The following is a 14280-nucleotide window of genomic DNA, read 5'->3' as shown; positions in this document are numbered from 1 at the left end:
CGCCACTCGCCACCAGAGCAAGCTCCGTGCTGCCGTTCGACTTGCATGTGTAAGGCATGCCGCCAGCGTTCAATCTGAGCCAGGATCAAACTCTTCAGTTTAATCTCTGTTACTTTGCCATTTTATTGGCACCGTCATTGCTGACGGGTCGCTCACTCAAAAAACTGACAGGCTACTTCCGAAGAAGTATCCTATTTCATTATTTCTTGTGAACATTTGATATTTTAAGTTTTACAGTGATCCGAAAATCACTGCTGCACTTACATCAAATGCCCACACTTATCGACTGTTAATTGTTAAAGAACGGTATTCGGTACTGCTTATTTACTACTCTCGCGCTATCGACAAAGCGTTGTGTTTGTCAGCTGCGAAGAAGGAAGAGTATGAAGCGTTTGCAGCATTTCGTCAACCTTCTTTTTCACCCTGCTTTACTCGGCATTTGCATGCGTCGTTCAGCGAGGGGGCGAATTATAGCCCTGCCCTGCGTGCCCGGCAAGGACTATTTCGATGCAGTGGCATGTCTACGCCGCCCAGCAAGCCCTGCCTTCACTTCAAGCGCCTTTTTGTGCAGCCTGTCGCAATCGACTGGCGTAGTTTGTGGTCTTTAGGCACAGTGGCAACATCAGACTCTGACGCTACTCAACAAGGGGTTAAACTTGCCCGCTGCGTCGATTAACTCTTGTACTTGAAAGTACCTCCCATGCTTCCGATTTCCAGCCTGCCCCAATTGTTGAAAACCATCCTCGCTTGGTTGCAACGGGCATTCGACGCGACGACGACCTGGGTCACCCAGCTATCCTGGTGGAAATTTTTCCTGTTCGCGGCGCTGGCCCTGATCGCCGGCTCCATTTTGCAAGATGAGCTGTTCTCGTCCAGCCAGGACGAAGAAGTTGTCATCAAGTCGCATAAACGCAGCAGCAAGGGCGCGGGTGAGACCAATATTCTGATCGACGATACCGGCATCCATTTCAATCCCCGCAACAGCAAGAACCGGCGTAGCAGCACGACCGATGCCGCCAGCGACCCGGCCGATGCAACCGAGGCGGACGAGCACACAAACGCCGTGCCGCAAGCGCCACCAGAACCACCGGCCGCCCCCGCCAAGCCCAGCTATCCGGTGACCACTAATGCTTCAGGGGAAGAAGTCCATATTGAATTACCGCCACAGATCGGCGAAGAGTTGTCGAATGCCATAGAAGAAGCGGTCGATGATGCGGCAGAACAAAAAGTGTCACGCTATCACCAGCAAGCCTCGACCTGGTTCAAGAGCTTTGTGTCTTTGCTGGTGCTGGCCTTGTTCGCCATGAAGGCCCTGGTTGGCGGCAAGAAACGTGCGGAAGCGCAAACTGTCACGGCGAATGAGGCAGCCGAACGGGAATCCATGCAGCGCCAGCTCAGCGAAGCGAAGATGCAGATGATGCAGGCCCAAGTCGAGCCGCACTTCCTGTTCAACACGCTTGCCTCCGTCGAGCACCTGATCCAGGTCGATCCGCCGCGCGCGGCCAAGATGCAGCGCAGCCTGATCCAGTATCTGCGCGCCGTGCTGCCGCAAATGCGCGACAACGCCCTGATTACCAACCTGGGCCGTGAAGCGGACATGGTGCAGGCGTACTTGAACCTGCTGAAAATGCGCATGGAAGAACGCCTGACCGTCGATTTTCAGATTCCCGACGGCCTGCGCAGCGCCGCCTTCCCTCCCATGATGCTGCAATCGATGGTGGAAAATGCCATCAAGCATGGCCTGGAAGTCAAGCCGGAAGGCGGCACCCTGCGCATCGTGGCCGAAGTGGCGCACAGCAAGCTGCGCGTCATCGTCACTGATGACGGCCTGGGCTTTGGCGTGGTGCCCAGCGATGGCACGGGACTGGGTTTGCCCACTATCCGCGAACGCCTGAAACTGCTACATGGTGAGCAGGGCAGCCTGACCATCACGCCCAACCAGCCCAGCGGTGTGTGCGCGGTGATAGAAGTGCCATATCAGCTGTCTAAATAAGACAGTTGATAAAAACGCTAAATCATTGAATAATCAATCTTCGCCTGTTCACACTTGAGACCTATGCCTACCGCTATTATTGCCGACGACGAAAGACTGATGCGCGACCAGCTGCGCCTGCGCCTGGGCCAGGCCTGGCCTGAACTGGAAATCATCGGCGAAGCCAAGAATGGCGACGAAGCGATCGAGCTGGTGGAGCAACTCAAACCCGACTTTGCTTTCCTCGATATCCGCATGCCGGGCAAGACGGGCATGGAGGCGGCGCAAGTGATTGGCAGCAAGACGCATATCGTCTTTGTCACGGCCTATGATACCCACGCTGTCGAAGCCTTCGAGCGGGGCGCCGTCGATTATGTGCTCAAGCCGCCCGAGCATGAACGCTTGCTGGTGACGGTGGAGCGCCTGAAAACGCACTTGAACAAGCCGGCCCTGGACGTCAACAGCAGCGTCACGGCCATGCTGTCGCAGCTGGCAGAGAAAATAACGGCCAAGCCCACCTACCTGCAATGGATACAGGCCAGCATCGGCCAGGACTTGCGCATGATCCCCGTAGAAGAGATTTTGTTTTTCCGTTCTGACGAGAAATACACCTGCGTGCAGACAGCCAAGTATGAGGCGCTGATCCGCAAGCCCGTGCGCGACCTGGCCGAAGAGCTTGACCCTTCGCTATTCTGGCAAATCCACCGTGCCACTCTGGTCAACGTGAATGCCATCGAAGGCGTAACGCGCGATATACGCGGCCGCCACCTGGTGCTCATCAAAGGAAAATCCGACAAGCTCGAAGTGAGCCGCAGCTTCTTGCACCTGTTCAAGCAAATGTAGGCTCTCGCCGCCGCCCGGCCCAGGCCGGCGCGGCGCATAGCTCTCTTCTTTCCCCTTCCTGCGCCACATCAAGCCGTGCCGCACCAACAGGCATAGGCTACATAAAGTCCAACTCTCCATCCCTGTCTTGCCTGCCTTCGTTCACGTTCGCAAGGAGAACCCCATGCCCGACCGAGGCAGTCCCACACTGCTGCGCATCCTGCCGTTGGGCATGGCGGCGGCGCTATTGCTGTGCTTGTTTCCTCCGCTGAAAGCCCGCCGACAACGGCAGGCACGCGGCCAGGCCATCATCGACAGCGCCAGCGATGCCATCATCAGCATCGACAGCGGGCAAATCATCCTGCTTGCGAACGCGGCGGCAGCCAGATTGTTCGACGACACGCCAGCCGGCATGCGCGGCATGCGCCTGGGCCACTACATCCTGCGCGACTTGCGCACCCTGGGCAGCCTGGGCAACCACGAGGGCGATCCGCCGTTTGGCGACATCAGCCAGGAGTTGCGCCTGACAGGCCGGCGCGCCACCGATTACACCTTGACGGGACGGCGCAACGATGGTGCCATGTTCCCTCTCGAAGGTTCGCTCTCCAGCATGCAGGAAGACGGTCATAGCGTATTTACCGTCATCGTGCGCGATATCAGTGTGCGCCAGCAAATGCATGAACAGCTGGCCCACTCTTTTTCACAATTGCGTGAATTGTCGAGCGCGCTACAATCCATCCGCGAAGAGGAACGCAAGCATATCGCGCGCGAACTGCATGACGACCTGGGGCAGTTGCTGGCCACCTTGCGCGTCGACTTGACCCTGGTGCGCCAGCACACGGACACGACCCAGCCCCTGCAGACCCTGCTGCACAGCATGGACAGCTTGCTGGTGACAGCCATCACCTCGCTGCGACGCATCGCCAGCAACCTGCGCCCACGCGCGCTCGATGAAGGGGGACTGTATTTTTCACTACAGAAGCTACGCCACGATTTCCTGCAGCGTCGCGCCGTCCATTTTGATTTACTGGCCGACGAGGCCGACCTGGTGCTCGACGATGCGCGCAGCACGGCCATCTACCGCATCGTGCAAGAAGCACTGACGAATATCGCGCGCCATGCCGAGGCGAACCACATCACCATCGCCCTGCACCGCATCGACTCCTCGCTGGCGATCACCATTCAGGATGACGGCCGCGGCATTGCCGAACACGACCTGGAAAAAGCCACGGCCCTGGGACTACTGGGCATGCGCGAACGGGTGTGGGGCTTGAACGGCAGCATCCATATTGGCGCCGATAACAAACTCGGCGGCACACGCATTGAAATCTCGCTGCCCATGCAGGCGGCAGTGATGGAAACAGCCACGTCATAACGAAAAAAAGGCGCCCGCAGGCGCCTTAGTCATCCATCACATCAACTGATGCTTAGAATTTGTGTGCAATACCAACTTGGTACGAGGTCAGCGACTTGACGCGCTCGCGGCCAGCGTAAGCGTACACGTCGGTGCGCTTCGACAGGTGGTAGTCGTAGCCGACGCCAAATTCCTTGATGGTGTCTTGATCCTTGACCTTGTTGTTGCTTTGCTCTTGCTTGCCATACGACACTTTGGCATCGCCGCCGCCAACCGTGTAGTTCAGGCCGATCAGGTAGGACTTGTATTCGCCCGTGGTTGCCACCTTGGTGTCGCCTTTCGAGTAAGCCGCCGTGATCTTGGCTGGGCCGAATTTATAGCCGCCACCGATGGACCACAGGTCAGGCTTGGCCGCCGTTGCCGTTGCTTGCACGGCTTTTTCGTAACCGGCGTGCAAGCTGATCGGGCCGTTGTCGTAGGTTGCCAGGCCGATCACACCTGCGTCAGCGCTGTTGACTTCGCTCAGCACGTATTGCAGGCTGCCCACGAAACCTTCAAAACTTGGGCTGTTGTAGGTCACAGCGTTGTTCACGCGCGACGAGCCGACGCCCGAACGCAGCAGGGTTTCATTGTTTTTGCCAACCACGCCATAGGTATTGAATGGGTCGACGCGGGCGATGGTGCCATCGACCAGATTCTTGGTGCGGCCCAGGATGGCGGTACCGAAAGCGCCCTTCAAGCCCACATATGCTTGACGGTCGAACAACACGCCTTTTTGCGCGCCGGTGTCGGCCAGGAATTCACTTTCCAGGTTGAAAATTGCGGACAGGCCGCCACCCAGATCTTCCGTACCCTTGAAACCGAGGCGCGACGCATTGTTTTCGCGTTGTACCGTCGGCTGGCCAGTGGTCTTGGCAATACCGAGGTCAACCAGACCATACACGGTGACGTTCGATTGTGCTTGCGCCGTAGCTGCTGCGAAGGTGCCGATGATCAATGCTGCCAGAGTAATTTTTTTCACTTGAGATTCTCTACATTAGGTTGGACAAGTTGAGCTGCTGCTGAGCTGCTTAGCTGCTGAACCGAATCATGCCCACCAAATACTTCAACAATATGACATCGACAAGATGTTGCTTTTTGGCACAACATCGTGTCACATAAAAACAACAGGCGAAAAAAAACCGCCCGAGGGCGGTTAATGTTGCCGTTCCGGCTTTACTTCAGGCGGCAGCTCAGCAGCCAGTAGTATTCCAGGCGCTTCATGCGGATTTCACGGGTCGAATGGGCAAATTTCTTGCGCAAATGACTATCCGACGGGAAATTCTTCAGCACTTCATAGCGCTCGCCCCCATCCGTTGTGCGGAACTGATGGGTATTGCCTTCCAGGTCAGTGCGCGCGATGACGGTGTTGCTGCCATCAACATAGGAATTGTCGATCAGCACCAGCAGAATGTCCTTGCCCAGCTTGCTGCGCAATTGCTTCAGGTATTTGTCCTGGTCTTCGCGCTTGACGTGCGACCACCAGAAACCGGCGAACACGGCCGTGAACTTGCCCAGCAAGTCATCGGGTAAATTGAACGCATCGAGCTTGGCGAAGGTGACGTTGTCGGGCAAGCCGCGTGCCTGAGCCAGCGCCAGCATTTCATCGTTGATATCGGTGGCCAGCACCGACTCGGCCGACTCGGCGACCAGTTCCGTCCAGTAACCGGTACCACAGGCCAGTTCCAGCACGGTGTGGCCTTCCAGCACGTCGGCGACCTTGTCGCGCAACACTTCCAGGTCTTCCTGGCGTTCGGGCTTGTCATAGACGCGCTCGTACTGCTGCGCGATGGTGGCGTAATATTTGGCAAGCTGATCGGTAATCATGTGTTTCTTCTCTTCTAAATAATCCGGGCCAGGCACATCGCCCGCCCGTGTCCTGCATTGTTATAGTTCGTAATGCTCTTTATCACCGCTCATCGCCTGCTCGATGAGCTTGCGATTCAAGGTCGGCGTCAGCAACTCGATAAAGGTATAAATATAGCTACGCAAATACGCGCCCTGCTTGACGGCCACGCGCGACACATTCATGCCGAACAGGTGGCCGACAGGGATGGCGCGCAAGCCTTTGTCGCGCTCGGCATCGAAGGCCATACCCGCTATGATACCAATCCCCATGCCCAACTCGACATAAGTCTTGATGACGTCGGCATCGATGGCTTCCAGCAAGATGTCCGGCTTCAGGCCGCGCAGCACGAAAGCATGGTCAATCTTGTTGCGTCCGGCAAACGCGCTGTCATAGGTAATCAGGGGGAAAGCGGCGATTTCTTCCAGGGTCACGGACTTCGACTTGAGCAGCGGATGGTCGACCGGCACCACTACTACGTGCTCCCATTGATAGCAGGGCAAGGTAATCAAACCGTCGATGGCGGCGATTGATTCCGTGGCGATGGCAAGATCGGCCTGGTCGCGCTGCACCATCTCGGCGATCTGGCGTGGGTTGCCTTGCAACAATGACAATCTGACCTTGGGGAACTTGATCATGAACGCTTGCACCACCTTGGGCAAGGTGTAGCGCGCCTGCGTATGCGTGGTGGCAATGGTAAAGCTGCCGCTGTCCTGTGCCGCGAATTCCTTGCCGATGCGCTTCATGCTGTCGATTTCCTGCATGATCAGCTCGACCGATTCCAGCACCAGGCGGCCCGGCTCCGTTAAGCCGCGGATGCGCTTGCCGTGGCGTGTAAAAATATCCACGCCCAGCTCTTCCTCCAGCTCGATGATGGCTTTCGACACGCCCGGTTGCGACGTAAACAAGGCCTTGGCGGCGTCCGTCAGGTTATAGTTCTGCCGGACCGCTTCGCGCACGAAGCGCAGTTGATGGAGATTCATTGCTGGTTTGCCCTAGATTGCCGTGATTTGCCGAGTTTCCGCCCCACCCATGATTTTGCGCTCATGCATATACGCATATCGCATATAAGCAAATGCGTACTAAGTAGTTTGGAATAAACACTAAGTTTATTACTATTGCGAGTACTTTGGGGGTGCAAGCATGACTTTGTCTTATATAGTCTCAGGATTTGCCGTAGGATTACTGGTAGGAATGACCGGCGTGGGCGGCGGCTCGCTGATGACGCCGTTGTTGACCCTGCTGTTTGGCGTGCCTCCTTCCGTGGCGGTGGGCACCGACTTGGCCTTCGCCTCGATCACCAAGAGCGCCGGCACCCTCACGCACCGCCTGCGCGGCACCATCCGCTGGGATATTGTCAAGCGCCTGTGCATCGGCGCCCTGCCCGCCGCCGTCGTCGCGACCCTGGCGCTGAAATCGTTCGGTACCCTGTCACCGGAAATCGGCCAGATCATCCGTTACTCGATCGCCGCCTCCGTGCTGCTGACCGTCGTGGCGCTGATCTTCAAGGGCCGCATGCTGGCCTGGATCAACGCGCACCCTGAGAAACAATTACAAGGCAACAAGCTTACTGCTGCAACCATTATCTCCGGCGCCGTGCTGGGTGTGCTGGTGACGGTCTCGTCGATTGGCGCCGGCGCCATCGGCGCCACCTTGCTGGTGATGCTGTATCCACGCATGAGCTCGGCAGAAGTGGCGGGCACCGATATCGCCTACGCCGTGCCCCTGACCGCCATCGCCGCCCTGGGCCACTGGTGGCTCGGTTCCATCCACTGGGAATTGCTGGCCTCGCTACTGGTCGGCTCCTTGCCCGGCATCACGCTCGGTTCCTGGGTTGCCCGCTCGGTGCCGGAAAAGTTTTTACGCGTGCTGCTGGCGATGACCTTGACCGGCGTGGCAGTGAAGCTAATCTATTAATGACCGACCATGTGATCAGAGCAGTATCAAGAACATCATCCCAGGCAGTCTTCCAGCACCCCGGCTTTTTTAGGAATTGATATGTACCATTACGATCAGTACGACCACCTCATCATCAAAGAACGCATCGCCCAGTACCGAGACCAGGTTGCGCGCCGTATCGCCAATGAACTGACGGAAGAGGAATTCATCCCGCTGCGCCTGCAAAACGGCCTGTACATGCAACGCCACGCCTACATGCTGCGCATCGCCGTGCCGTACGGCTTGCTGTCGTCCAAGCAGATGCGCATGTTCGCGCACATCGCGCGCAAATATGACCGCGGCTATGGCCACTTCACCACGCGCCAGAACATCCAGTTCAACTGGATCGAACTGGAACAGACACCCGATATCCTGACGGATCTGGCATCGGTGGAAATGCACGCGATCCAGACTTCCGGCAACTGTATCCGTAATACAACATCTGACCCCTACGCCGGCGTCGCGGCCGATGAAATCATCGATCCGCGTCCGTATGCGGAAGTGTTGCGCCAGTGGAGCACCTTCCACCCCGAATTCATCGCCCTGCCGCGTAAATTCAAGGTTGCCATCAATGGCGCCGAGGAAGACCGCGCCGCCATTGCCGTGCACGATATCGGCTTGACGGCCGTGCGCAACGCAGCCGGCGAAGTGGGCTTCAAGGTGATGGCCGGCGGCGGCATGGGCCGCACGCCGATTCTGGGCAGCGTGGTGCGCGAATTTTTACCGTGGCAACACTTGCTGACCTACATCCAGGCCATCATGCGCGTGTACAACTTGCACGGCCGCCGCGATAACAAATACAAGGCGCGCATCAAGATTCTGTTGAAAGCCATCGGCGTGGAAGAATTCACGCGCCAGGTGGAAGCAGAGTGGGTCGACTTGAAGGACGGTCCCGAAACATTGAGCGCCGAGGAAATGCAGCGCGTGGCGGACTTCTTCAATCCGCCCGCCTACCTTGCCCTGCCGGAACTCGATTACAAGACGGAACACGCGGACAACAAGGCCTACGTGAATTGGCTGGCGCGCAACGTCAAGCCGCACCAGCGCCCCGGCTATGTGGCCGTGGTGCTGTCCTTGAAGAAAACGGGCGTGCCGCCGGGCGACGCGACGGCCGAGCAGATCGACTTCGTGGCCGACCTGGCCGACCGCTACAGCTTTGGCGAATTGCGCGTGACGCATGAGCAAAACCTGGTGCTGGCCGACGTCGAGCAATCGAAACTGTTCAAGCTGTGGCAGGAAGCCAAGGCGCATGGCTTGGCCACGCCGAACATCGGTTTGCTGACCGACATGATCTGCTGCCCGGGCGGCGATTTCTGCTCGCTGGCGAACGCCAAGTCGCTGCCGATCGCGGCCGCCATTGCCGAGCGCTTCGACAGCATCGACTTCCAGCACGACATCGGCGAGATCGAGCTGAATATTTCCGGCTGCATCAATGCCTGCGGCCACCATCATGTGGGCAGCATCGGCATCCTCGGCGTCGACAAGGATGGCAGCGAATGGTATCAAGTGTCGATCGGCGGCGCGCAAGGCAACCACGCCGCCATCGGCAAGATCATCGGACCATCGTTCTCTTCCCTGCAAATGCCTGAAGTCATCGGCCGCCTGCTGCACGTCTACGTGCGCGACCGTCATGAAGGCGAGCGCTTCGTCGATACGGCCCAGCGCCTGGGCCTGGCGCCGTTCAAGGAACATGTCTATGCAACGCCGATCACGGTCGGCAACCTGGTGGGAGAAGACGAATATGTTTGAAGTACGCGAAGAAATCATCAAGAACGCCGCCGTGGTGCCGAATAGCTGGGGCTTGCTGCGCCTCGATGAAAACGACACGCCGGAAACGGTGGTCGTTCCTGCCGGTAAGGTCATCGTGCCGCTGCCAGTGTGGCAAGCCCAGCGCGAAACCCTGCTGGCTCGCCTGCCCGATATCGGCGTCTGGTTGGCCAGCGACGAGCGGCCGGAAGACCTGGCGGCCGACGTGGCGCAACTGCCCGTCATCGGCGTGGACTTCCCGAAATTCACGGATGGCCGCGGCTATTCCATCGCGTTCAACCTGCGCGCCCGCCTGGGTTTCCAAGGTGAATTGCGCGCCATTGGCGACGTGCTGCGCGACCAGCTGTTTTCCATGCACCGGGTCGGCTTCGATGCGTATGCCACCCGGCCCGACCGCAGCATCCATGATGCACTGAAAGGTTTGTCTGTCTTTTCGGAAACCTACCAAGCGTCGTGGGATCAAAAATCGCCGCTGTTCCGCCGCCACCAGCGCGAAGGCCAGAATCCTGACCTCGACAACGCGGCCGGCATCTGAGGAACCGTGATGAGCGATCTGACTACTTTAATTGACGCCACCGAGCAAACGCTGACACGCATCGCCGCAGATTTTGCGCCGGCCGTGTTCGCGTCCAGCCTGGCAGCCGAAGACATGGTGCTGACCGACATGATTCTCAAGGCGAAGCTGGCCATCGGCATCTTTTCCCTGGAAACAGGCCGGTTGCACCAGGAAACCCTGGCCGTGCTCGACAAGGTCAAGGCCCGCTACGACCACGACATCACCTTGTACCGCCCGCAGCCGGAAGCGGTGGCAACCTATGTGGAACAGAATGGCTTGAATGCGTTCTACAACAGCGTCGAGATGCGCCGCGAATGCTGCCGCATCCGCAAGGTCGAACCGCTGGGCCGCGCCCTGGCCGGCAACAAGGCCTGGGTCACGGGACAACGCCGCGCCCAGTCCACCACGCGCGCCGAGCTGCACGTACAGGAAGACGACGCCGCGCACGCGATGACGAAATTCAATCCGCTGGCCGACTGGTCCGAGCAAGATGTGTGGGACTATATCCGGGCCAACGACGTGCCCTACAACGCGCTGCACGACCAGGGCTACCCGTCCATCGGCTGCGAACCGTGCACGCGGGCCGTCCAGCCAGGCGAAGATGTGCGCGCCGGACGTTGGTGGTGGGAAAACCCGGACTCCAAGGAATGCGGCCTGCACATGGTGGACGGTAAGTTGATACGCATCAAATCCGTGGCAGCCTGAACAGACACAACAGACTCAGCAGAACAAGAAAGTATCCCATATGAGCAATATTTTGAACCAGCGTCACCTTGACAGCCTTGAATCGGAAGCCATCCACATCATGCGCGAAGTGGCGGCCGAATCGGCCAATCCCGCCCTGCTGTTTTCCGGTGGCAAGGATTCCGTCGTCCTGCTGCGCTTGGCCGAGAAAGCCTTCCGTCCAGGCAAGTTCCCATTTCCCCTCGTGCATATCGACACGGGCCACAATTTCCCGGAAGTCATCACTTTCCGTGACAAGAAAGTGGCCGAGCTGGGCGAGCGCCTGATCATCGGCTCCGTGGAAGAATCGATCCAGCGCGGCACCGTGCGCCTGCGTAACCCGGCCACGGATTCGCGCAATGCGGCGCAAGCCGTGACCTTGCTGGAAACGATTGCCGAACACAAATTCGACGCCTGCATCGGCGGCGCGCGCCGCGATGAAGAGAAGGCCCGCGCCAAGGAACGTATCTTCTCGTTCCGCGACGAATTCGGCGCCTGGGACCCGAAAGCCCAGCGCCCCGAATTGTGGGATTTGTACAATACGCGCGTGCATCCCGGTGAAAACATGCGCGTCTTCCCCATCTCAAACTGGACCGAACTGGATGTGTGGCAATACATCGCCCGTGAACAATTAGAATTGCCGCCGATCTACTTCGCGCACGAGCGCCAGGTGATCCCGCGCAACGGTTTGCTGGTGCCCTTGACGGATTTGACGCCACCACGCGAAGGCGAAACGGTGGAAACGCAAGTTGTACGCTTCCGTACCGTAGGCGATATCTCGTGCACCTGCCCCGTGTCGTCCGATGCGGCGACGGTCGACGCCATCATCGCCGAGACGGCAATCACGCAAATCACGGAACGGGGCGCTACCCGCATGGATGACCAGACTTCCGAAGCCTCGATGGAAAAACGCAAGAAAGCAGGGTATTTCTAATGAACGCAGCAATCCAGAACACCACCTCCACCGACAGTGTAGAGCGCGGCATGTTGCGCTTCATCACGGCCGGTTCCGTCGATGATGGCAAGAGCACCCTGATCGGCCGTTTGCTGTTCGACAGCAAGGGCATCTTCGCCGACCAGCTCGACGCCATGTCGCGCTCCAAGCACAAGCGCACGGTGGGCGACACGGTCGACCTGTCGCTGCTGACGGACGGCCTGGAAGCGGAACGCGAGCAAGGCATCACCATCGACGTGGCCTACCGTTACTTTGCCACGCCGAAACGCAAATTCATCATCGCCGACACGCCGGGCCACGAACAATACACGCGCAACATGGTCACGGGCGCCTCGACGGCCGACGCCGTCATCATCCTCATCGACGTGTCGAAAGTGAAACTCGGCGACGACGGTAGCGTGGAACTCTTGATCCAGACCAAACGCCATTCGACGATTGCCCATTTGCTGCAGATCGAGCACGTGGTCGTTGCTGTCAACAAGATGGACTTGGTCGACTATGACGTAACGGTATATAACCGCATCGTCGCCGCCTACCGCGAATTCGCCCAGTCACTGGGCTTGAAAGACATCACGCCGATCCCCCTGTCCGCCTTGACTGGCGACAACGTCGTCGAACGCGGTGACAAGCTGGGCTGGTACACGGGCCCGACCCTGATCGAGTTGCTTGAGTCCTTGTCCGTCTACGACGAATCGCACGACACACCCTTCCGCTTCCCGGTGCAGTTGGTGGCGCGCCACAATGGCCACGAAGCGAACGACTTCCGCGGCTACATGGGCCGCATCGAAGCGGGCAAGGTCAGCATCGGCGACACCCTGGTAGTGCAGCCATCGGGCCAAACGGCAACAGTGAAAGATATCGTCACCCTGGACGGCTCGTTGCCGACGGCCGTGGTGGGCCAGTCCGTCACCCTGCTGCTCAATGAATACCTGGATATCTCGCGTGGCGACTTGCTGGCCAGTGCCGAGCGCCCTGCCACGCTGCTGAAACAGGTGGTGGCCGACGTGTGCTGGTTGTCGGAAGACGCGCTGGACCTGCGCCGCAAGTACTGGATCAAGCATGGCACGAAACAGACGGCGGCGAAAGTGACTGCCATCGACACCTTGCTCGATATCAATACGCAGCAGCGCCATCCGGCCGACGGCTTGAAGTTGAACGACATCGCGCGCATCAGCCTGAACGTGCAGCAGGCGCTGGCGGCCGACGCGTATGCGGATATCCGCGCCACGGGGGCGTTTATCCTGATCGATGAAGTCACCCACCAGACCGTCGCGGCGGGAATGATCCGGCTTTAAGCTCGCGCCTCGACCAAGGAAGGCAAACATGCACAACTCCCCATCTCTCCCCGGCAAGGTCTACCTGATCGGCGCCGGCCCCGGCGCGCAAGACTTGATGACCTTGCGCGGCGCGCGCCTGCTGGCGCAAGCTGACGTCGTGCTGCACGACGCGCTGGTCACCGAAGAGATGCTGGAGCTGTGCCCCCAGGCGAAAAAGATTCTGGTCGGCAAGCGCTGCGGCCAGTTGTCGACAGCGCAAGCGTTCATCAACAAGCAATTGGTCGACAATGCGCGCAAGCACGCCGTCGTGGTGCGCCTGAAAGGGGGCGACCCCATGCTGTTTGGCCGTGCCGACGAGGAGCTGCGGGCGCTGGAAGAAGCGGGCATCGCCGTCGAAGTGGTGCCCGGCATTACCACGGCGCTGGCTGCCGCGGCGGCCACACAGCAACCGCTGACCAAACGGGGCGTATCGCGCAGCGTGGCCTTCTTTACTTCCAGCACGGCGCCGGGAGAACCGGATCAGACGCGCATTCCCGACTGCGATACTTTGGTGCAATACATGGGCGGGCGCGAAGCCATCTTCACGGCACAGCGCCTGCTGGCTCAGGGCCGGCGCGTCGACACGCCCGTGGTGGTGATTGAAAACTGCAGCCGCCCGGACCAGCGCATCGTGCGCCTGACGCTCAGCGCGCTGGCGCATGGCTTGGGCGACACGCACGGCCCCGTGCTGGTGATGCTGGGCGACGCCATGGCCGCGCGCGCGCACCAGGCCATCGACGAAACGGCGGCCATTCTGGCGCGCCATGCTTGAATAAACACACCGTATTTTACCGACTTTAAAGTCAGTAACCGACGTCTTCAAAAGAAACATGATACGATGCTCACGCATCTTTTCTCGAGAAGTTGTTGCGTGATAGTAATAAAATCACGCTTCGCCCCGCCATAGCGCTTGCCGTGCGGTCTTCCGGCTGACGGGAGCCCACTCCGGTAATCTCCCCGAAAAAAGCTGCGCCCGCAGGCTGCAATACCGC

General features: G+C 59.0%; 12 protein-coding genes, 1 rRNA gene and 1 pseudogene. 10 read left to right on the top strand and 4 right to left on the bottom strand.

Translation table 11 applies throughout. The features are described 5' to 3' along the window. A 16S ribosomal RNA gene (locus tag ACP7DE_RS15080) occupies positions 1–101 on the bottom strand; the annotation flags it as partial. 599 nt (positions 102–700) lie between these two features. On the opposite strand from ACP7DE_RS15080, the gene ACP7DE_RS15075 reads away from it, so the two are divergent. The 3 genes from ACP7DE_RS15075 to ACP7DE_RS15065 all read left to right on the top strand — a co-directional run bounded on the left by ACP7DE_RS15075 (position 701) and on the right by ACP7DE_RS15065 (position 4169). Continuing rightward, positions 701–1993 (top strand): sensor histidine kinase, encoded by a 1293-nt coding sequence (locus ACP7DE_RS15075; RefSeq protein ID WP_426072852.1) that lies wholly within the window; start codon positions 701–703, stop codon positions 1991–1993. 63 nt (positions 1994–2056) lie between these two features. Continuing rightward, the gene (locus ACP7DE_RS15070; RefSeq protein WP_101480230.1) at positions 2057–2815 is read left to right on the top strand and encodes a LytR/AlgR family response regulator transcription factor; all 759 of its coding nucleotides are present in this window, start codon (positions 2057–2059) and stop codon (positions 2813–2815) included. 163 nt (positions 2816–2978) lie between these two features. Further along, positions 2979–4169, top strand: coding sequence for a PAS domain-containing sensor histidine kinase (locus ACP7DE_RS15065; protein WP_426072851.1), 1191 nt, complete (start codon positions 2979–2981; stop codon positions 4167–4169). 52 nt (positions 4170–4221) lie between these two features. On the opposite strand, the gene ACP7DE_RS15060 is transcribed toward ACP7DE_RS15065, so the two are convergent. The 3 genes from ACP7DE_RS15060 to ACP7DE_RS15050 all read right to left on the bottom strand — a co-directional run bounded on the left by ACP7DE_RS15060 (position 4222) and on the right by ACP7DE_RS15050 (position 7016). Next, positions 4222–5169, bottom strand: coding sequence for a porin (locus tag ACP7DE_RS15060; protein ID WP_426072850.1), 948 nt, complete (start codon positions 5167–5169; stop codon positions 4222–4224). Between the two features lie 194 nt (positions 5170–5363). After that, positions 5364–6014 carry a class I SAM-dependent methyltransferase gene (locus ACP7DE_RS15055; RefSeq protein WP_426072849.1) on the bottom strand — a complete coding sequence of 217 codons (651 nt, stop codon included), beginning with the start codon at positions 6012–6014 and terminating at the stop codon, positions 5364–5366. Between the two features lie 60 nt (positions 6015–6074). After that, positions 6075–7016, bottom strand: a complete 942-nt coding sequence (locus ACP7DE_RS15050; protein ID WP_102292355.1) for a CysB family HTH-type transcriptional regulator — start codon at positions 7014–7016, stop codon at positions 6075–6077. A 160-nt stretch (positions 7017–7176) separates the two neighbouring features. Here ACP7DE_RS15050 and ACP7DE_RS15045 point away from each other — a divergent pair, with 160 nt between their 5' ends. From ACP7DE_RS15045 to cobA, 7 genes and pseudogenes are all read left to right on the top strand, one after another. Then, entirely contained in the window at positions 7177–7950 is a 774-nt protein-coding gene (locus ACP7DE_RS15045) for a sulfite exporter TauE/SafE family protein (protein ID WP_426072848.1), read from the top strand. A gap of 81 nt (positions 7951–8031) precedes the next feature. Then, on the top strand, positions 8032–9720 hold the full coding sequence (locus ACP7DE_RS15040; protein ID WP_426072847.1) for a nitrite/sulfite reductase: 1689 nt from the start codon (positions 8032–8034) through the stop codon (positions 9718–9720). Beyond that, positions 9713–10273 carry a DUF934 domain-containing protein gene (locus tag ACP7DE_RS15035; RefSeq protein WP_426072846.1) on the top strand — a complete coding sequence of 187 codons (561 nt, stop codon included), beginning with the start codon at positions 9713–9715 and terminating at the stop codon, positions 10271–10273. The genes ACP7DE_RS15040 and ACP7DE_RS15035 overlap by 8 nt, the downstream gene beginning before the upstream one ends. A gap of 9 nt (positions 10274–10282) precedes the next feature. Further along, entirely contained in the window at positions 10283–10999 is a 717-nt protein-coding gene (locus ACP7DE_RS15030; RefSeq protein ID WP_426072845.1) for a phosphoadenylyl-sulfate reductase, read from the top strand. A 37-nt stretch (positions 11000–11036) separates the two neighbouring features. Next, positions 11037–11951 (top strand): annotated as a pseudogene (gene cysD, locus ACP7DE_RS15025) (sulfate adenylyltransferase subunit CysD); the annotation flags it as partial. Further along, entirely contained in the window at positions 11951–13267 is a 1317-nt protein-coding gene (locus ACP7DE_RS15020) for a sulfate adenylyltransferase subunit 1 (RefSeq protein WP_426072844.1), read from the top strand. The pseudogene cysD and the gene ACP7DE_RS15020, both read left to right, overlap by 1 nt. A gap of 28 nt (positions 13268–13295) precedes the next feature. Beyond that, entirely contained in the window at positions 13296–14060 is a 765-nt protein-coding gene (gene cobA / locus ACP7DE_RS15015; protein ID WP_426072843.1) for a uroporphyrinogen-III C-methyltransferase, read from the top strand. Positions 14061–14280 lie beyond the last annotated feature (220 nt).

Source organism: Janthinobacterium sp. DSP2-3-3 (genome assembly GCF_049897325.1).
GTDB lineage: Bacteria > Pseudomonadota > Gammaproteobacteria > Burkholderiales > Burkholderiaceae_D > Janthinobacterium.
This window is presented reverse-complemented; position numbering and strand designations above follow the sequence as displayed.